The following is a 17,813-nucleotide window of genomic DNA, read 5'->3' as shown; positions in this document are numbered from 1 at the left end:
TGCTTTTAACCATAGCAGCGGCGCGGGTGTTCCGCGGCGAGTCGGCGACTGGCGCGGCACGGCGCCTCCGTGCTGGGGATTAAGTTAGTTTTTAAAAACATATAGTTAAGTTGAGGCTGGCCCGAAAGGCTGCGACCTCCGACCGACACCGGGCGCGGCTCGTCGATCAGGCCCGACCACTTTGGCGCCCGGGCTGGCGCTGGCAAGGGCACCTCTGCCGGTGTCTGGCGGCCGGCGTGTTCCCGGCGGAAATTGCGGATCCGGGCAGGTTGCTGGCATCATAAGGGCATAATTACTAAACAGTTACGCCTATGTCATCCACGCTGCTAATCGGGGTTGCCGCCCTCTGCTACCTGAGCCTGCTGTTTCTCATCGCCTGGGGAGGCGATCGCTATATCCGCCAGATCCCTGGACGGGTCAAGCTGTGGGTGTATGGCCTCTCCCTGGCGGTCTACTGCTCCAGCTGGAGTTTCCTCGGCACCGTCGGCCAGGCCACCACGGATCCCTGGGGGTTTGTGCCCATCTACATCGGTCCTATCCTGCTGTTTACCGTGGGTTTCGGGGTTATTCGCAAGCTGGTGACCGTCTCCAAGCAGCAGAACATCACCTCGGTGGCCGACTTCATCGCCGCCCGCTACGGCAAGTCTCAGCTGTTGGCGGCTTTGGTTACCCTGATCGCCGTGTTCGGATCGATGCCCTACATCGCCCTGCAACTCAAGGCGATGGTGCTCAGCTTCAGCCTGTTTCAGCCCAGGAGCAACGGGCTGGAGGGCGACATCCTGGCGCTGCTGATCTCCGCCTGCCTGGCGGTATTCGCCATCCTGTTCGGCACCCGCAAGCTGGACGCCACCGAGCACAATCCCGGCCTGATGCTGGCCATCGCCTTTGAGTCCCTGGTCAAGCTGGCGGCCTTTGTCGGGGTTGGCCTGCTGGTGGTGTTCGGCCTGTTCGACGGCTTCGGCGATCTCATCGCCCAGGCCAGGGGGCAGGGGGTGATCAGCGGCAACAGTCACGGGGTGCAGCTGGAGCGGCTGATGCCGGAGACCCTGCTGTCGATGGCAGCGTTTCTCTGTCTGCCGCGGATGTTCCATGTGATGGTGGTGGAGTGTGACCATCCCAGTGCGGTGGAGAGGACCCGTTGGTTGTTCCCCCTCTACCTGGTGGCTTTCGGCATCTTCGTGGTTCCGCTGGCGCTGGCGGGGACCCTGTTGCTGCCGCAAACGGCGTCACCGGACACCATGGTGATCAGCCTGCCTCTGGCCACCGGCCACTTCTGGACCGCGGTCGTCGCCCTGCTGGGCACCATCTCTGCCGCCACCGGCATGGTGATCGTGGCGGTGGTCACCATCTCCATCATGGTGTCCAACGAGTGGCTGGTGCCGCTGCTGCTGCGTTCCGGCCGGATCCGCAGCCAGAACTTCTCCCAGTTTTCCACCTTGCTGCTGAACACCCGGCGCATCACCATCATCCTGCTGGTGCTGGCGGGGCTGGTGGCCTACCAGACCATCACCTCCCAGGAATCCCTGGCCCGGCTGGGAATGCTGGCATTCGGCGCCTTCGCCCAGCTGGCCCCGGGGCTGATCGGCGGTCTCTACTGGAAGGGGGGCAATCGCGCCGGGGTGCTCAGCGGCCTCGCCGTCGGCTTTACCCTGTGGTTCAGCGTGGTGCTGCAGCCGGAGCTGGCGCACCAGTCCAGCCTGTTTGGGGTGAACCAGGGGGTGGTGGACCTGTTCCTGGCCCTGCTGGCCAATGCCCTGTTCTACATCGTCGGCTCCCTGGTGTTCCGGGCCGGGGTGGCGGAACGGATCCAGACCAGTGCCTTCGTCCAACTGCCGGATGAGCGCCGGGTCAGCAGCAAGCTGCTGGGGGTGGTGACCCAGCATGACCTGCTGTTGCTGGCGTCCCGCTTCGTCGGCCCGACTCGGGCCTATCAGAGCTTCTCCGAGTTCAGCCCGGGGTCGGTGGATTCCCGCTCCTGGGGACGCAGCGCGCCGGTGGAGCTGATCGCCCACACCGAAAGGCTGCTCTCCAGCGTGCTGGGGGCTTCCTCCGCCGCCCTGGTGATGGACTCGGTGCTGCGCGGCCGGGATCTGGCCCTGGATGAGGTGTTCTCCCTGATGGATGAGGCCTCCGCCAAGATCCTGCTCTCCCAGGACATGTTGCGCGGGGCGATCGAGCACGCCTATGAGGGGATGAGCGTGGTGGATCAGGAGCTGAAGCTGGTGGCCTGGAACAAGCGCTATCAGGAGCTGTACCATTACCCCGACGACTTCCTGCAACAGGGGATGCCGGTTGAGCAGATCATCCGTTTCAACGCCGAGCGCGGCTATTGTGGCCCGGGTGAGATCGAGGAGCATGTCGCCAGGCGGGTCTACTTTATGCGCCAGGGCAGTGCCCACAGCTCCGAGCGGCGCCGCGAGGATGGCCGGGTGATCAGCGTTCGTGGCAACCCCATGCCCGGGGGGGGATTCGTGATGACCTTCACCGACATCACCGAGTTTCGCCAGCAGGAGGAGATGCTGCAGAACATCAATGCCACCCTGGAGGCCAGGGTGGAGGCGCGCACCCGCGAGCTGGAGGCGCTCAATCAGCAACTGATGGACGCCAAGGAGGCGGAGGCGGAAGCCAACCAGAGCAAGAGCCGCTTCCTGGCCGCCATCGGCCACGACCTGATGCAGCCGCTCAACGCCGCCCGGCTGTTTACCGCCGCCCTGGCGCAGCACCAGAAGCTGGACAAGGAGCTGGCGGCCACGGTGGAGAACATCACCGGCTCCCTGCACACCGCCGGCGACCTGTTGGCGGATCTGCTGGATATCTCCAAGCTGGAGTCGGGCACCATGGAGGTGAACCGCACCGACGTCAACGTGATGGACATTCTCGAGCCCCTGGTAACCGAGTTCTCCGCCCTGGCTCAGAGCAATGGCCAGCGTTTCAGCGCCCACCTGCGCTCCGCCACCATCAATACCGATCCCAACCTGATGCGCCGCATCGTTCAGAACTTTTTGACCAATGCCCTCAAGTATGCCCCCAGGGGACGGATCGTCATGGGGACCCGCATCCGCGCAGAGCGGCTGGAGATCCAGGTCTGGGATAACGGCTGCGGCATCGCCGAGGACAAGCTGGATGAGATCTTCTACGAGTTCAAGCAGCTCAACCTCCATGCCAGGGTCGGGGGGATCGGCCTGGGACTGGCGATCGTCGACCGCATCAGCAAGGTGCTGGGGCATCAGCTGCACCTGAGGTCCTCGCTGGGGGAGGGCTCCATGTTCTCGGTGTCGCTGCCCATCTGCGCCGCCCCTGTGGCGGCCAGGCCCAAACCCAGGGCGCTGCCGCAAAGCCCGTTGAAGGGGGTGAAGGTGCTGTGCATCGACAACGAGGCCACCATCCTGGCAGGGCTGGCGACCCTGCTGCAGCGCTGGCAGTGCGATGTCGCCCTGGCGGAAAGCCTGGAGGAGGCGCTGATCGAGATGGGACTCAAGGGGTTCAAGCCGGACATTATGCTGGCGGACTACCACCTGGATGACAACCGCAACGGCCTCGATGCCATGGATGAGGTGCGCCGGCGCTACGGTGAACAGGTGCCCGGGGTGTTGATCACCGCCGACACCCGAGAGGAGCTGAAGCAGGAGGTCGGCCGTCGTGGATACAGCTACATGGCCAAGATGGTGAAACCGGCGGCCCTGCGGGCCATGGTCTCGTCGCTGATTGCCAAGAGGGCCACCCCAGGCGATCATTAGAACTTACCGAGGACAGGTGTTAACTCAATGAGCAAGATGGAAAAGTTTGCCGCGATCTGGCAACGGGCCGCTCAGCGCAAGGGGGGCGACCAGGCGCTGCAGGCGCTGCTGCCCCCGCCGCCCAAGGCGGTGCTGGAGGGGGACGACCGGCTGCTCTCCGCCCTGAGTGCCCAGATCTTCAAGTCGGGCTTCGTCTGGCGGGTGGTGGACGACAAATGGCCCGCGTTCGAGGAGGCGTTCTGGGGGTTCGATCCCCACAAGCTGGTGATGATGTCCCCCGAGCAGCTGGACCAGAGGATGCACAACCCAGCCCTGATCCGCCATGGTAAGAAGATGCAGGCGGTGCTGGAGAACGCCCAGATGATACTGGACCTGGCTCAGCATCACGGCAGCTTCGGTCACTGGCTGGCGCGCTGGCCTGGTGACAACATCACCGGCCTGTGGGGGGAGCTGAAGAGGCGGGGCGCCCGCCTGGGCGGCAATACCGGCCCCTACTTCCTGAGGAGGGTGGGCAAGGACACCTTCCTGATGACCGGTGATGTGACCGCCTACCTGCAAGCCCATAAGCTGATCGAGGGCAGCCCCGGCAGCAAACGCTCCCTGGAGCAGGCTCAGCGCTGTTTCAACATCTGGCAGATGGAGAGCGGCCTGCCCCTGGCCAGCATCTCCCGGGTGCTCTCCTGTTCCGTGGGAGACAACAGATTGGGGCGGGTGCCGATGGATCACTGAACCCAGGAACAACGGGAGAGTGCGATGGCACAGAGAGCTTCGCGGTATTTCTGGCTGGTGGCGTTCCTGGCACTAATATGGGATGGCGGTGGTGCCCTGGATGACCTGATGACACAGATCGGTAACCAGGCCTAGCTGGCGCCCTGTCGCTGATGATGCGACGATAAGTTGCGGTGCAACTGCTGCCGATCTGCCTCATCGCCATGGTGCTGTCGATGCTTTGCAACTTTGTCCTCATCAATGCCCTGGCGGTGATGGGGGATCCCCTCGCACTGCTGTTCAGTGGGGCGATCTTCGTCATCTCCCTGGCACTGCGGCCGTTCAGCCGCGCCATGGCCGACACCGGGGTGCTGAGGTGTCGGCTCTATCCCTGAGGGGTCGCCAGTTCCCGAATTCGGTCGGTTAGGGCATACATGTCGAAATGCTTCCTGAACTGGTTGGAGGCGCGCAGGAAGAAGCCCAGGGGATAGGCCACCAGGGGGCGTTGCTCGGTGCCCTGGGGCAGGCTCCAGACCGGCAGCACCGCCGCCTGGCCCGGAGCATAGGGCGCCTCGCCGAGCAGGCTGGCGGACTCACTCTGGAACCACTGACACTCGTCGTCACTGGCCAGGCCGCTTTCATCGAGGATCCGCTTGGCCAGGCTCTGTTCCAGCATGGTGCTGAACACCACCCTGGAGATGGCCGCCTCGCCGGCGGGGGGGACCAGGCTCATCGGCTGCTCCAGCAGGATGTCCCTGGCCATGGACTTCTCCTCCGGTCGGACGAACCCCAGGGTCAGGTCGGAGTCGTCGATGATGGCGGGGGTCATGGTGGAGAAGCGGGAGATGGAGAGGTTGAGGCTGGCGGACTGCGACAGCAGTCGGGTGATGGCCGTTACCAGATCGGGGCGGATGCCGTCGCTGATGGCGATCTTGAGGAACTGCTGCTCATCCAGCTTGGCGAATTCGCTCATCATCTCGTCTTGCAGCCGGATCGCCCGCTGACTGTAGTGAAACACCAACTGACCCTCCCGGGTCAGCTTCAGTCCCGAGCTCTTCTCCAGCAGCCGCTTGCCAAAGTGATCCTCCACCTTGCGAACATGTTGAGATACCGCAGGCTGAGTCAGAAACAGCGTTGTGGCGGCATCACTGTAGCTGCGCTTGTCCGCAACACAGGCAAAGGTCTTAAGATATTTGATGTCGATAGAGCGATTCATCATTCCCCCAGTATTTGTGTCTCTGTCTCATTTTTGTTTTAAGTCTTTGATATCTATTTTTTTATAGTCCGGTTGCGCGGCTCAGCCCCCGTCCACCGTGCCCGCGTCAATTTTGATTTCAGCTTCTGCGCTTGCCGGTCGCCTTGATCCTAGTAAGGGGTCATCACAGGTTGCTCAGCACCACCCCCAGGCAACCGCCGACGGCGATGGCGGGTCCGTAGGGAATCCCCCTCTGCCTGACCGCACCGCGGTCGGCGATCAGCATGGCGACGGCGACGGCGCCGCCGATGAGGGTGATCACCATCAGCACGCCGGGAAACAGCTGGGGGTTGATGCCCAGGCCATAGGCCGCCAGCAGTTTGGTGTCGCCGGCGCCCAGAATATTTAGCCACATTAATGCCACGCCAACAGCAATAATGATGGTGGGTAGCAGCAACTGCAGCTGTTGTTGCGGCCCGGTCAGAGCGATGGCAGCGGTAATAACGCCGGTAGAAATAACTGTATTATTTGAAATTCTTCTCCGCGTAATGTCGCTTCTTATGGCAACCAGACTCACTAGCGAAAGAATAATCAGCAGCACTCTCCACCCCTATGTCAGCCATTTAGCCCGGCTGTTAAAGCCGAGTCCCATCGACTGTATCAGACTTTATCGTTTTTTTCTTATAAAAATATAAGCAGAAAAGTCTGGTGGCGGAATTTGGATCAAACTTAGTATTGGTGTGGCAAAGAAACCAAGGCCAGAAAGCCAAAGAAAATTTATCCTGGGGGAACCTAATAATGTTTGATTACATCAAGTCCAAATTCTACCTGTCTTTCGGTCAGTACATCAAAGACGAGCGTGGTGTAACCGCAGTAGAATATGCCATCATTGCCGTTGCCATGTCCGCAATTATCCTAGTTGTATTTAATGACGGCTCGCTGAAGACGGCCCTGACCAACGCCGTAGGCTCCATTCAGACCAACATGACATCCGCGAGCACTGCCAATTAATCGCCGGCGCCAATTAATTGCTCGTCGTGGAGTTGATTGTCTTCGCCAATTAATTGTCAGTCGCCAAGGAACTGTTGGTGTTTCCACAGGCCGGCAATCTAAATTGATAGTTTAACTATTTAGTCTGCCGGCGATAAGACTCAATATCGGATAAGAGCAAAAAGGAGGCTTGCCCTCCTTTTTTTGTAGATGCTATGAGTAGGTTATTCATTTTCGTCATTATCTTCGGCATCGTACTGTTTTCCATCTTCTCGCTGGAAGAGTTCCTCATCGCTCCGGCCCCGCAGGTCCAGGCCGTGGAGAATAAAGTCAGAGAGGTGGAGGTGGTACGCTTGGTTCGAGATGTTTCCCGTTCTGAGTCGGTGGATAAAAGCTCACTGGAGTTTTTGACACTTAACGAGTCAGCCGTCCTTAAACAAAATATTACTCCCTCGAAGGATCTAAAAGTCACCAAGGGGAGTGTATTCAGTGGTGACTTCAAGGCTGGAAGCTTTTTATTATCTGACATGGTGTCAAACCCCGGAGACAAGGGGTACTTGATGCTGTCGATTGGCGACAAATATGTCCCCTATTTTTATTCTCCCGACGATAACCAGGCCATCGATACCATTCCCATCGCGGTCGGGGACCGGGTCAGCTTCGTCGCCACCACCGCCGCCACCCACAATATCAAGGAGGCGGGCTACGCCGAGATCACCGACATCACCAGCCGGGTGATCGTCGAGGACGCCAAGGTGATCCAGGTGCTCAGCGCGCCGGCGAACCAGCAGGAGTCCGAGGAGGCCGGCAGCAGCCTGCTGATCGCCCTGACGGTGGAGCAGGTGCTGCAGCTGGAGATGGCCCGCAAGCTGGGGGACATCACCCTGGTGCCATCACGCCTGACCGGCAACACCCTGTCGGTAAAGAGCAGCGACATCATCGACCGCCTCAGTGGGGTGCGTGAACTGCGGGCCGGGGAGTCTCAATGATGACAAACACACTGATTGGCGCCCTGGCGGGCCTGGCATCCCTGGCCCTGGTGGCCATCAACCCGGCCGTTGCCGCCACCTACAACCTGGATGAGGGGGGGGCCAAGACCCTGAGATCCGGCAAGGCGATCGACACCGTGTTCATCTCCAACGCCAAGGTGGCGGACTACAAGGTGGTGGACAACCACAAGGTGGTGGTGTTCGGCGTGTCTCCCGGGCTCTCCACCGTCATCCTCTACGACGACAGCGGCAACGAACTGGCGAACCACACCCTGGTGGTCAACCTCAACCCCAGGGTGCTGGAGCAGTTGGTGGCCGCGCACTATCCCGATGAGAAGATCACCATCCGCAATGTGTTGCAGCAGGTGGTGCTCGAGGGCACCGTCTCCAGTGAGGCGGTCAAGCAGTCGGTGTATGAGCTGGTGGGCGAGATGCTGGCCAAGGAGGTCCAGGTCAACGAGATCGTGCTCAACGACACCAATGGCTACGAGCTGGCCAACCTCGAATATGGCCGCACCAGCCTCTATCGCGGGGTGATCAACAACCTCAAGGTGCTGACCACCGAGCAGATCAACGTCAAGCTGACCGTAGCCGAGGTCTCCAGCGGCCTGCTGAGTCAGTTGGGGGTTCAGTATGGCTCCGAGGGCGCCGAGGCGGGCCAGTTCGTCGACTACCTGCTGGACTTTTCCGCCGAAGACATCATCTCGGTGATCTCCGCCAAGAAGGATGAAACCCTGGGGCAGGTGCTGGCCGAGCCCAACCTGTCGGTGATCTCCGGTGAGACCGCCAGCTTCCTGGTGGGAGGCGAGATCCCCATCGCCGTGCGCACCGACGACACCGTGTCGGTGACCTACAAGGAGTATGGCATCAAGCTCAACCTGGTTGCCAAGGTGATGGACAGTGACAACATCCGTCTCTCCCTGATGCCCGAGGTGAGCTCAGTCGACCCCCAGAACACCTACGACAGCACCATCGCCAACATCCCGGCCCTGCGTACCCGCCGGGCCCACACGACGGTTCAGCTGAAGGATGGCCAGAGCTTCGTCCTGGCCGGGTTGCTCACCTCCGAGGAGCGGGAGCTGCTCTCCCGGGTCCCGCTGCTGGGCGACATTCCGTTGCTGGGAAGCCTGTTCAGTCATACCGAGTCCGACTACACCAAGACCGAACTGATTATCGTGGCCACGGTGAACCTGGTGCAACCCACCTCTCCGGAGCGGGTACGACTGCCGGTGATGCAGCGTACCAGTGATCTGGAGCGCCTGTTGGGGGTGGAGTTCGGCAACCCCCAGCAACCTGAACTGCAAGAAGTATTGACCCAGGGAGGTTTCCGATGAAGCGTATGGTTCTGTTGATGACGGTGCTGCTTGCCGGGTGCACCAGCTCCTACGATGTGGTCGAGCCGGCCCGGGTCACCGTCCGCCAGATCGAGAGCCGCCTGGAGCTGGCCTCGGCCCGGTTGCCCGATGCGGGTCATCGTTCCGAAGCCTTTCTCCGCCAGCTCAGCGAGCATTCCGACCATCTGAGCCTGAGCATCGGGTATGGCCCCGGCGCCGAGTCCCTGGCCAACAACCTGAAGTTGTCGGCCTACGGCTTCGGGGTGTCCCCGGTGCGCGTCGCCCTGGTGGCCCTGCCCGGTGACGCCAAGGACAGGCTGACCCTGGATGCCCGCTACCTGCTGATTCAGGGGGAGGAGTGCGGCCGTCTCTCCATGGCCAAGCGGGAGCAGTACCGCTTCGGCTGCACCCTGGAGTACAACCGCAGCCTCAGCCTGGTCAACCCCCTGCCTGGGGGTGGCCGATGAACCTGAGCAGCATCTTCAAGAGCGGCGCCACCCAGAAGAGTGAGGCGCAGCAGTGCCCGGATCTGCTGGTCTCCCCCGATCCCGAGCTGATCGAGCGCATTACCGAAGGCTATGCCATCGAGGGTTTCGGCACTCCCAAGACTGAGGCCAAGCTGGAGCGGGTGCGCACCTGGGCGGAGGGAGAGTATGGCGCCCGTATCCTGATCCTGGACCTGCGTCACGCCGATGAGCAGCAGCTCAGGGAGACGGTGGAGGCCAACACCACCCAGCTGGATGTGCAGATCAGCGTCATCATCCTGGGGAAGTCCGACTCCATCCGCCTGAAGAACTGGGTGGAGGCCCAGGGGGCCCGCTACCTGCTGTGGGAGGGCAACGTCAATGGCCTGATCCACAATGTCGGCGACTTGCGCCGGCCCGGGCCCGCCATCGGCGGTTACCGCGCCCGCACCGCCAAGCGCCTGCTGGTGCTGGGCAGCAAGGGCGGGGTCGGGGTGAGCTGTGTCAGCAGCGCCCTGACTCACCTGTTCTCCGCCAAGGCTGGCCTGCCGACCCTGCTGGTGGATCACGACAACGGCGCGGTCAGCAGTGATCTCTACCTGGGGATCGAGGGGCTGAAGATCCGCCAGAACAGCTCGGATCTCAGCCACAAGGAGATCGATGCCTCCATCGCCAGGACCTATCTCAATCGGGTCAATGGCCGGGCCGACGCCCTGATGCTGGAGAGCGTCAACAACTGCGTCGGATTCCACGCGCCCAACCTGCTGGAGCTGTCGCGGCAACTGGCCCAGGACTACAACTTCATCATCGACTCGGTCCCCTCGACCCTGTTCGACGAGGTCAACGACCCCGGCTTTGCCGAGCGCTACCACCGCATCTACGTGGTGCTCGACCCCTCGGTCAGCTCCCTGCGCGCCTACAACCAGCTTAAACGCAAGCTGGACAAGATCCCGCACCGGGTGATCCTCAACCAGTCCAGGCCCAACGGCGATTACGCCCTTTCCATGGGGGATGCCCTGGAGAAGCTGAAGATGGAATCCGCCCTGCAACTGCCCTATGAGGCGGGCCTGGAGAAGGGGCTGATTCAGAAGGGCCAGTCCTTCCTGGAGTCGAAGAGGTTGCTGCGCAGCCTGGCCGCCATCGTCGATGAGCTGGCCGGAAAGCGCATCTATGGCGGGGGTCGACTGAGGTGGTTGTCGCGATGAGCCTACTGAAGAAGATCTACATCGATCTCAGGGATGAGATCTTCGACGCCATCGATGCCGCCAGCGTCGGTGACGTCAGCAAAGAGGAGCTGCAGGAGCAGCTGCGCCTGTCGGTGGACCTGCTGGTGGATCAGCGCCAGATTCAGGTGACCAGCATCCAGCGTATCGAACTGGTGCGTGCCCTGTACGCTGAGCTCAAGGGATTGGGGCCACTGCAGGCGCTGCTGGACAACGATGACATCTCCGACATCATGATCAACGGACCCAACGACATCTTCATCGAGATTGGCGGCAAGGTGGAGCGCTCCGACATCCAGTTCGTCAATGAGAAGCAGCTGAACACCATCGCCAAGCGGATTGCCTCCAACGTCGGGCGACGCATCGACGAGGCCAAGCCCCTGTGTGATGCCCGCCTCGAAGATGGCAGCCGGGTCAACATCGTCATTCCGCCTCTGGCCATCGACGGCACCTCCATCTCCATCCGCAAGTTCAAGCAGCAGAAGATCAGGATGGAGAACCTGGTGGAGTTTGGCGCCCTCTCCATGGAGATGGCCAAGCTGCTCTCCATCGCCTCCCATTGCAAATGCAACGTGCTGATCTCCGGCGGCACCGGCTCCGGAAAGACCACCCTGCTCAACGCCCTGTCCGCCTTCATCGGCGAGACCGAGCGCATCGTCACCATCGAGGACGCGGCGGAGCTGCAGCTGCAGCAGCCCCATATCGTCCGCCTGGAGACTCGTCAGGCCAGCGTCGAAGGCACCGGCGCCGTGGACGCCCGCGAGCTGGTGATCAACGCCCTGCGGATGCGTCCGGATCGTATCATCGTCGGCGAGTGCCGCGGCGGGGAGGCGTTTGAGATGCTGCAGGCGATGAACACCGGCCACGACGGCTCCATGTCCACCCTGCACGCCAACAGCCCGCGGGATGCCATCGCCCGGGTGGAGAGCATGGTGATGATGGCCACTGCCAGCCTGCCCCTGGCGGCGATCCGTCGCTCCATCGTCAGCGCCGTGGACCTGATCGTGCAGGTGAAGCGGCTGCACGACGGTAGCCGCAAGGTGATGCACATCTCCGAGGTGGTGGGACTGGAGGGGGATAACGTGGTGCTGGAGGACATCTTCCGCTTCGAGACCGGCATCGACGGCTTCTCCGGCAACCGCATCCGCGGTGACTTCCGCACCCCGGGGCTGTCGACCCGGTCGGTGATCTACGAGCGTGCCCGCTTCTTCGGTCTGGAGCAGGAGCTCAGGGAGATCTTCGCATGATCCGCCTGGCCTTCCTGCTGGTGCTGTTCGGCCTGCTGTTCGTCTGGTGGCAGGACCGAAAGCGTCAGCGCAAGATGGATAAGCTGATTGGCATGGAGAGTGAGCTGGAAGCCCAGGAGGTGGCACGGATGGTGATCGACGCCAGCCGCTTCGACTCCAGCTTCAAGACCCGGCTCCGGGGGCACTGGCGCAGCCTGCTGAAGCTGATGGCCCCCAAACCCCAGGTGACCCTGGCCATCTACATCTGCGTCGCCACCACCGGCCTCTACGCCCTTAATGAGATGCTGCTGCACCTGAGCCTGCCGATGCTGTTGGGCTGGGGATACCCCATCACCTTCGTGCTGTTTGTCCTTTATCTGAAACGTGCCCGGGAGCAGCGCTTCCAGGACGACTTCCCCGATGCCCTCAATATCCTCGCCGGGGCCCTGTCCGCCGGTCAGAGCGTGGTGCACGCCTTCGAGTACGTCGGGGAGCAGCTGGAGAACGATGTCGGTCGCGAGTTCAAGCTGATGTCCGAGCGTCTGCTCATTGGTGAGGACCCCGATGATGTGCTGCAGCGCAGCGGCGCCACCTTTCCCTACGTGGAGTACTTCTTCTTCGTCTCCACCATCCGCCTCAACTTGAGCCGTGGCGGGCAGCTGAAGGAGGTGATCAACCGCATCAACCGGCTGATGTTCGACGCCCGCGCCCTGGACAAGAAGAAGAGCGCACTGACCTCCGAAGCCCGGGCGTCGGCCAAGATCGTGGCGGCACTGCCCTTCATCTTCCTGCTGATCCTCAAGTACACCAGTCCGGAGAACTACCACTTCGTGATGTTCGAGGAGGGAGGCAAGCCGATCTTCTATTATGTGCTGATCAGCGAATGCATCGGTTTTGCCTGCATCGCCTGGATCCTGAGGGGGGTGGACTCATGACCTATATCCCCCCCTACATCTTCTACCTCGTTGCCCTGGTGTCGGCGTTGCTGCTGGCCTGGGTGGGGGCCCGCATCTGGGACCGATTTGCCACCCGCTGGAGCGTGAATCAGCTGCTGGGCGGCAATCAGGGGGAGAGCCCGAGGGGCAAGCTGCTGGACAAGGTGGTTTCCCCCTTCAGCTTCAACCAGAAGGAGGTGGAGAAGAAGCTCACCAGTGCCGGCATCTATCAGCCGTGGCTGGCACAGAGCTACTACTTCCTGAAGTTCATCCCCTTCGTGGTGGTGCTGGCGGTGGGGATCTTCATGGTGCTGCGCGGGTACCTGGATTCCACCCAGTTCATCCTCACCGTCAGCCTGAGCGCGGTGGCGTTCCTGGTGGTGCCGGACATCTACCTGGAGATGAGGGCCAAGCGGCTGGTGCGCCAGATCAGCGGTCGTCTGCCCTTCCTGCTGGACCTGATGAATGTCTGTGTCCACACCGGCATGACCGTCGAGGCGTCCCTGGCTCACCTGGCCGGGGAGCTGGTGATGGTGGATCGCCACCTGGCACGGGTGGTGCGCGTCACTGTCGAGCGCTCCAAGGTGGTGGGGATCGAGAAGGCGATCCACGAGTTCTATGAGCTGGTGCCCACCAGCGAGTCGCAGAGTTTTGTAATGACCATAGTCCAGAGCCTGCAATATGGCTCCTCTGTGGGACCGGTGCTGTCGAGCCTGGCATCGGACATCAGGGAGATCAACATGATGAACCTGGAGGAGAAGATCGGCAAGCTGGGGGCCAAGATGTCCATCCCGCTGATCCTCTTCATCATGGTGCCCATCGTGGTGCTGATCGCCGCCCCCGGAATCATGCGGATGTTGAGTTAGAGAGGATTTCAAACCATGACGAGAACCCTGAACGCCGCGGTGCTGGCACTGATCCTGGCCGGATGCGCCAGCCAGCCGGTGGACGATCCCCTGGATACTCGAGAGACACTGCTCAAAGCCGCCAACAACCAGCCCGGCCTGGTGGCCCACTACAAGGCCAACCTGCAGAGCAAGCCCCAGTACAAGCTGGCCCTGATCAACGTCTACCTGGATCAGGGGGACATCCGCTCCGCCGAGCTCTACACCAGCCTGCTGACCGAGACCGAGATGACCCAGCCGCCGGTGAAGCTGGCCCTGGCACGGATCCAGTGCCAGCAACAGCACTGGCTGGAGTGCCAGCAGGCCCTCGACGGCTACCGTCAGGCCGGTGGGGACACCGTCCAGTACCTGCTGCAACAGGGGCGGGCCAGCGCCGGACAGGGCAGGCACGAGGAGGCGATCGCCCAGTTTGAGGAGGCCCGCCGCCTGGGGGCCGACGATCTGCTGGTGAAGAACAACCAGGCGGTGGTGCGGATGATGCAAAAGCGTTACGCCGACGCCCTGCAGCTGCTTTACCCCCTCTACCTGGTGAACCCCGCCGACAAAGGGATTCAGGCCAACCTGATCCTGGCCGCCATCCAGGCGGATCGGCCCGAGGTGGCGTTGGATGTACTGCGGCGGCAGTACGATGAGGCCCAGGCCCGTCGCAGGCTGGAGGCTCTGGTGGGAGGCATCAGGCCCAAGCAGCAGGACGAGGTGCTGTGGATGGAGGAGCAGGCGCTGTCCGACGCCAAGGCGCGCTTGGGTCGTGAGCCTCAAACCGAGTCCGGGTTCGCCCCTGAGCCGAAGCCAGTGGCGGGGCCGGCTGCCCAGTCTCGGCCCGAAATGGACAAGTCGCAGCCCGCCGGGAACCCTCCCTCAACCGCCCCGGCGGTCGCGGCGCCCCCCGCCGGCCAGCCCGGTCAGTGTGTGGTCACCCCGGCCGAGGAGAAGCGGTTCTGTGTCCAGGTGACCTCCTGGGAGCGTCCCCTGAGCCGGCGACTGCGGCAGGATTTCAACGAGCGCTACGGCAGCCTGTTTGAGCATCTCAGCGGTGGTCGCTACCGCTACTGCGTCGGCGAGTTCGACAGCCTGGCCGGCGCCAGGGCGTTCCTGACCGAGGTCAGCGAAGCGGGCGCCTATGTGGTGTTCAAGACCAACTGCCATAAGCGGGTGGCCCCATGAAACGCCAGGGTGGGGTGATCGCCGTCGAGGCGGCACTGGGACTGCCCCTGCTGATCCTGATGGTGCTGGCCTGGCTGGAGTTCTGCGTGCTCACCTACGCCATGAGCGCCACCGACCATGCCCTGGCCACGGCGGTCAATGCCGCCAAACGACAGGGCAGCCTCAGCTCCACCACGGTGGCGGACTATGAATACGCGCTGCTGCAGGCGCTGATAGAGAACGGGGTGACCTGGTGGATGAGCTCCGAGGAGCTGGCGGCGATGACCGCCGACGTCCTCTACTTCGACTCCATGGCGGACTACGCCTCCTGCAGTGCCGGGGGGGCGGATCTGCTCAGCTGTGCCAAGGCACGCACCACCGGGCTGAGCGCGCCGGTGGCGGTCTACCTGGTGGACTACAGCTACAAGCCGATGTTCAACATCTACCTGCCTGAGCTCAGGGTTCACCGCGAGGTGGCGGCGATCCAGGAGTACGAGCGCTGTAAATTCAAGTATTGGGATGGCTGCTGATGAATCGAGTCGCAGGGGTGTTTACCGTCGAACTGGCCCTGGTTCTGGTGCTGCTCTCCAGCTTCTTCGCCCTGCAGGTGAACTATATGATCGCCGTCGCCAAGAAGGGCGCCATGGACCGGGCGGCCTATTCGGCGGCCACCCTGATGGCCGAGCGACGCCAGTTTTTCGACGACGAGGGCTACATCTGCGGGGTCAACGGCAGTGACGCCACCAAGTGCAACAAGCTGATGGGCGAGATTCGCGATGTGGTGACGGGCGCCATGGCCCGGGCATTGTCCAGTTTCGATCCCAATGACCTGGCCATCGTGGTGGAGGAGTACATTCCGGCGCCGCCCGCCGCCGCCTACACGGTGCGCTCCCTGGGAGACGGCAGCGGCTGCGACCTGGTGTCCATCAACAACAGTGCCATGGACAGCCTGTCGCCGCTTACTTCCAAGAGTCGCCGACTGCCCATCTACCAGGTGTCGCTCTGTTACAAGACCGAGTTCAACCTGTTGGGGGCCATCGATGGCAACCCGTTCAACATCGTGGCCAGCTCCATCTCATTCGCGAGGTTCTGATGAAGAGGATGCCGAAACAACAACGGGGTGCGGCGATGATCATCTTTATCGGCCTGCTGCCGGTGATGATGATGTTGTTTGCCTTCGCCATGCACCTGGCCCAGCAGATGCTGGCCCATGCTCGGCTGCTGGAGGCGGCCGAGGTCGCCAGCCTGGCGGTGGCGGCCCAGAACGAACCGACCCAGGCCGAGTCGGAGCAGCTGGCCAAGGCGATCGTCGATTTCTACATCAAGGACAACGTCGGTGATCTGGCGGTCAGCGTCGATCAGGATGCCTGCACCTACGCCAGTGGCTGCATGCAGGAGGCGGGGGAACTGGCGCCCTCCATGCAGACCGATGTGGTGGTGCAGGCCAAGTACAACAGCTGGTTGGCCTACAGGGAGATCGGCATTGAGGATCAGTTCGAGCTCAAGGGGGGCTCTCTCTCCAAGCGCTACCTGCCCAAACCGGTGGATGTCTATTTCATCGTCGATTTCAGCTACTCGATGAGCTGGTCCTGGACCAACGGCGAGCCCAAGTTCGACATTGTCAAGGAGACCCTGGCCAGGGTGGTGGAGCAGCTCAGGCTCTACAATCAGTACAACCAGGATAAGAGTCGCATAGCACTGATTGGCTTTAATAAATACAGTGTGCGCAAGGTCAGCGGCAAGCGGGTGCTCTACAACATGGACATCTATGACACCACCACCGAGACGGTGGCCAGGATGTTCGAGGACAAGCCGCCGGCCTCCAGCTACTACCAGTACTACGACTACTACTATCCGAAGAATTTTCACGATGTGCCCCTGACCGAGGATTACGATCATTTCCTGGCGGAGCTGGACACCATGACCGCCAATGCCCGCTATGCCGGTACCCACTCCTGGCAGGGGATGTTGCGATCGGCGGTGGTCTCCAACGAGGCCACCAACCTCAACCCGGACCAGGTGTTTATCGTGCTCTCCGACGGCCACGACAACGAGATCACCTACAACGGGGTGAGGACCAACCGCTACCTGAAGATGCTGGTCAACTCCGGTCTGTGCCAGAAGCTGTTCGACAACATGAGGAGCAAGAAGGGGCGGCATGGGGAGGCGATCTCGGTGAAGGCGGGGGTGATCGGCATCGATTTCCTGCTGGACAAGGAGAGTAACGGCTTTTACGACTGCGTGGGGGAGAAGAACATCTACCACGCCAGCCAGGGACCGGACGTGTACAAATACATTCTGCAGATGCTGAACGAAGAGACGGGGCGACTGAAATGATGACACCGAATAGATTTGCCGCCTTGGGGCTGCTGGCCACCACCCTGGCCGCCCAGGGCGCCTGGGCAAGCTGCCTGGACAGCCAGGCACTGTACAAGCAGAGCAGCCAGCAAACCGGCGCCTGGACCCTCAGCCACCACCAGGGGGATCGCCTGCTCAAGGTGACCCCCATCGAGGAGAAGGGAGAGGAGAGCGAGGTGGTGTCGGAGAGCCGGGACTGCTCTTTCGATCTCGACCGGCTGGCCCTGGTGCTTCACTACGAGCTGGACCAGTTTGAGCTGACGGCCGGTCACAAGGAGGCGCTGCTGGAGCTGGTGGTGATGGTGGAGCAGGGGGGCAGGCTGGCCCTTGGGGTCTCCGGTCACGCGGATCACCTGGGCAGTGACCAGTACAACCTGGCGCTCTCTCGGCGCCGGGCCCAGCAGGTGGACGAGTTTCTCAAGCGGGTGCGGCCCGATCTGGTTACCGAATCCTACTCCTTTGGCGAGTCCAGCCCGGTATGCAGCCGGGAAGAGAACGCGCTGCAGGGGTGCAACCGTCGGGTCGAGATCAAACTGATTCTGTGAGTCTCCCAGCGAGCGAGTTTGGGCGCCCCTGGGGCGCCCCTTTTTTGCCTGGAGCTACCAA

Annotated in this window: 18 protein-coding genes; 16 read left to right on the top strand and 2 right to left on the bottom strand. The window is 62.0% G+C overall.

Annotated elements, in window-relative coordinates; genetic code table 11:
* Nucleotides 1–311 precede the first annotated feature (311 nt).
* From FCL40_RS09875 to FCL40_RS09865, 3 genes are all read left to right on the top strand, one after another.
* On the top strand, nt 312–3,737 hold the full coding sequence (locus FCL40_RS09875) for a hybrid sensor histidine kinase/response regulator (protein WP_136853131.1): 3,426 nt from the start codon (nt 312–314) through the stop codon (nt 3,735–3,737).
* Nucleotides 3,738–3,764: 27 nt separating this feature from the next.
* Complete coding sequence (locus tag FCL40_RS09870) at nt 3,765–4,466, top strand: DNA-3-methyladenine glycosylase I (RefSeq protein ID WP_136853130.1); 702 nt, start codon at nt 3,765–3,767, stop codon at nt 4,464–4,466.
* A 173-nt stretch (nt 4,467–4,639) separates the two neighbouring features.
* A complete protein-coding gene (locus FCL40_RS09865) occupies nt 4,640–4,840 on the top strand; it encodes a hypothetical protein (protein WP_136853129.1) in 201 nt (66 codons plus the stop codon).
* Here FCL40_RS09865 and FCL40_RS09860 read toward each other — a convergent pair.
* Both FCL40_RS09860 and FCL40_RS09855 read right to left on the bottom strand, forming a co-directional pair.
* Nucleotides 4,831–5,661, bottom strand: coding sequence for a LysR family transcriptional regulator (locus FCL40_RS09860; protein WP_169307069.1), 831 nt, complete (start codon nt 5,659–5,661; stop codon nt 4,831–4,833). The two genes, FCL40_RS09865 and FCL40_RS09860, sit on opposite strands and share 10 nt — an antisense overlap.
* A gap of 163 nt (nt 5,662–5,824) precedes the next feature.
* Nucleotides 5,825–6,241 (bottom strand): A24 family peptidase, encoded by a 417-nt coding sequence (locus FCL40_RS09855; RefSeq protein ID WP_136853127.1) that lies wholly within the window; start codon nt 6,239–6,241, stop codon nt 5,825–5,827.
* A gap of 197 nt (nt 6,242–6,438) precedes the next feature.
* Between FCL40_RS09855 and FCL40_RS09850 the strand changes: the two genes are divergently transcribed.
* The 13 genes from FCL40_RS09850 to FCL40_RS09790 all read left to right on the top strand — a co-directional run bounded on the left by FCL40_RS09850 (nt 6,439) and on the right by FCL40_RS09790 (nt 17,752).
* Nucleotides 6,439–6,651 (top strand): Flp family type IVb pilin, encoded by a 213-nt coding sequence (locus FCL40_RS09850; protein ID WP_136853126.1) that lies wholly within the window; start codon nt 6,439–6,441, stop codon nt 6,649–6,651.
* Nucleotides 6,652–7,190: 539 nt separating this feature from the next.
* Nucleotides 7,191–7,619 (top strand): hypothetical protein, encoded by a 429-nt coding sequence (locus tag FCL40_RS09845; RefSeq protein WP_136853125.1) that lies wholly within the window; start codon nt 7,191–7,193, stop codon nt 7,617–7,619.
* Nucleotides 7,619–8,953: a type II and III secretion system protein family protein gene (locus FCL40_RS09840; protein ID WP_136853271.1), complete on the top strand. Its 1,335-nt coding sequence runs from the start codon at nt 7,619–7,621 to the stop codon at nt 8,951–8,953. Before FCL40_RS09845 ends, FCL40_RS09840 begins: the two co-directional genes overlap by 1 nt.
* Nucleotides 8,950–9,420, top strand: coding sequence for a hypothetical protein (locus tag FCL40_RS09835; RefSeq protein WP_136853124.1), 471 nt, complete (start codon nt 8,950–8,952; stop codon nt 9,418–9,420). The genes FCL40_RS09840 and FCL40_RS09835 overlap by 4 nt, the downstream gene beginning before the upstream one ends.
* On the top strand, nt 9,417–10,622 hold the full coding sequence (locus tag FCL40_RS09830; protein ID WP_136853123.1) for an AAA family ATPase: 1,206 nt from the start codon (nt 9,417–9,419) through the stop codon (nt 10,620–10,622). The genes FCL40_RS09835 and FCL40_RS09830 overlap by 4 nt, the downstream gene beginning before the upstream one ends.
* Nucleotides 10,619–11,887: a CpaF family protein gene (locus FCL40_RS09825; RefSeq protein ID WP_136853122.1), complete on the top strand. Its 1,269-nt coding sequence runs from the start codon at nt 10,619–10,621 to the stop codon at nt 11,885–11,887. Before FCL40_RS09830 ends, FCL40_RS09825 begins: the two co-directional genes overlap by 4 nt.
* Entirely contained in the window at nt 11,884–12,801 is a 918-nt protein-coding gene (locus FCL40_RS09820) for a type II secretion system F family protein (RefSeq protein WP_136853121.1), read from the top strand. The genes FCL40_RS09825 and FCL40_RS09820 overlap by 4 nt, the downstream gene beginning before the upstream one ends.
* Nucleotides 12,798–13,667 carry a type II secretion system F family protein gene (locus FCL40_RS09815; RefSeq protein WP_136853120.1) on the top strand — a complete coding sequence of 290 codons (870 nt, stop codon included), beginning with the start codon at nt 12,798–12,800 and terminating at the stop codon, nt 13,665–13,667. The genes FCL40_RS09820 and FCL40_RS09815 overlap by 4 nt, the downstream gene beginning before the upstream one ends.
* Before the next feature lie 15 nt (nt 13,668–13,682).
* Nucleotides 13,683–14,870, top strand: coding sequence for a tetratricopeptide repeat protein (locus FCL40_RS09810; RefSeq protein WP_136853119.1), 1,188 nt, complete (start codon nt 13,683–13,685; stop codon nt 14,868–14,870).
* Complete coding sequence (locus tag FCL40_RS09805; protein ID WP_136853118.1) at nt 14,867–15,379, top strand: TadE/TadG family type IV pilus assembly protein; 513 nt, start codon at nt 14,867–14,869, stop codon at nt 15,377–15,379. Before FCL40_RS09810 ends, FCL40_RS09805 begins: the two co-directional genes overlap by 4 nt.
* Nucleotides 15,379–15,942, top strand: a complete 564-nt coding sequence (tadF, locus tag FCL40_RS09800; RefSeq protein ID WP_136853117.1) for a tight adherence pilus pseudopilin TadF — start codon at nt 15,379–15,381, stop codon at nt 15,940–15,942. Before FCL40_RS09805 ends, tadF begins: the two co-directional genes overlap by 1 nt.
* Complete coding sequence (locus FCL40_RS09795; RefSeq protein WP_205729123.1) at nt 15,942–17,186, top strand: TadE/TadG family type IV pilus assembly protein; 1,245 nt, start codon at nt 15,942–15,944, stop codon at nt 17,184–17,186. The genes tadF and FCL40_RS09795 overlap by 1 nt, the downstream gene beginning before the upstream one ends.
* The gene (locus FCL40_RS09790; protein WP_136853116.1) at nt 17,183–17,752 is read left to right on the top strand and encodes an OmpA family protein; all 570 of its coding nucleotides are present in this window, start codon (nt 17,183–17,185) and stop codon (nt 17,750–17,752) included. Before FCL40_RS09795 ends, FCL40_RS09790 begins: the two co-directional genes overlap by 4 nt.
* Nucleotides 17,753–17,813 lie beyond the last annotated feature (61 nt).

The organism is Ferrimonas sediminicola (assembly GCF_005116715.1).
Lineage (GTDB): Bacteria > Pseudomonadota > Gammaproteobacteria > Enterobacterales > Shewanellaceae > Ferrimonas > Ferrimonas sediminicola.
The sequence above is the reverse complement of the archived record's forward strand: the minus strand, read 5'-3'. Positions and strand labels throughout refer to the sequence as shown.

What these genes read in the sequence shown, in the direction of transcription:
- FCL40_RS09860 (WP_169307069.1), bottom strand. Translation starts at nt 5,661, where the DNA reads ATGAATCGCTCTATCGACATCAAATATCTTAAGACCTTTGCCTGTGTT.
- FCL40_RS09850 (WP_136853126.1), top strand. Translation starts at nt 6,439, where the DNA reads ATGTTTGATTACATCAAGTCCAAATTCTACCTGTCTTTCGGTCAGTAC.
- FCL40_RS09875 (WP_136853131.1), top strand. Translation starts at nt 312, where the DNA reads ATGTCATCCACGCTGCTAATCGGGGTTGCCGCCCTCTGCTACCTGAGC.
- FCL40_RS09840 (WP_136853271.1), top strand. Translation starts at nt 7,619, where the DNA reads ATGACAAACACACTGATTGGCGCCCTGGCGGGCCTGGCATCCCTGGCC.
- FCL40_RS09830 (WP_136853123.1), top strand. Translation starts at nt 9,417, where the DNA reads ATGAACCTGAGCAGCATCTTCAAGAGCGGCGCCACCCAGAAGAGTGAG.
- FCL40_RS09790 (WP_136853116.1), top strand. Translation starts at nt 17,183, where the DNA reads ATGATGACACCGAATAGATTTGCCGCCTTGGGGCTGCTGGCCACCACC.
- FCL40_RS09810 (WP_136853119.1), top strand. Translation starts at nt 13,683, where the DNA reads ATGACGAGAACCCTGAACGCCGCGGTGCTGGCACTGATCCTGGCCGGA.
- FCL40_RS09845 (WP_136853125.1), top strand. Translation starts at nt 7,191, where the DNA reads ATGCTGTCGATTGGCGACAAATATGTCCCCTATTTTTATTCTCCCGAC.
- FCL40_RS09825 (WP_136853122.1), top strand. Translation starts at nt 10,619, where the DNA reads ATGAGCCTACTGAAGAAGATCTACATCGATCTCAGGGATGAGATCTTC.
- FCL40_RS09815 (WP_136853120.1), top strand. Translation starts at nt 12,798, where the DNA reads ATGACCTATATCCCCCCCTACATCTTCTACCTCGTTGCCCTGGTGTCG.
- FCL40_RS09820 (WP_136853121.1), top strand. Translation starts at nt 11,884, where the DNA reads ATGATCCGCCTGGCCTTCCTGCTGGTGCTGTTCGGCCTGCTGTTCGTC.
- tadF (WP_136853117.1), top strand. Translation starts at nt 15,379, where the DNA reads ATGAATCGAGTCGCAGGGGTGTTTACCGTCGAACTGGCCCTGGTTCTG.
- FCL40_RS09795 (WP_205729123.1), top strand. Translation starts at nt 15,942, where the DNA reads ATGAAGAGGATGCCGAAACAACAACGGGGTGCGGCGATGATCATCTTT.
- FCL40_RS09870 (WP_136853130.1), top strand. Translation starts at nt 3,765, where the DNA reads ATGAGCAAGATGGAAAAGTTTGCCGCGATCTGGCAACGGGCCGCTCAG.
- FCL40_RS09835 (WP_136853124.1), top strand. Translation starts at nt 8,950, where the DNA reads ATGAAGCGTATGGTTCTGTTGATGACGGTGCTGCTTGCCGGGTGCACC.
- FCL40_RS09805 (WP_136853118.1), top strand. Translation starts at nt 14,867, where the DNA reads ATGAAACGCCAGGGTGGGGTGATCGCCGTCGAGGCGGCACTGGGACTG.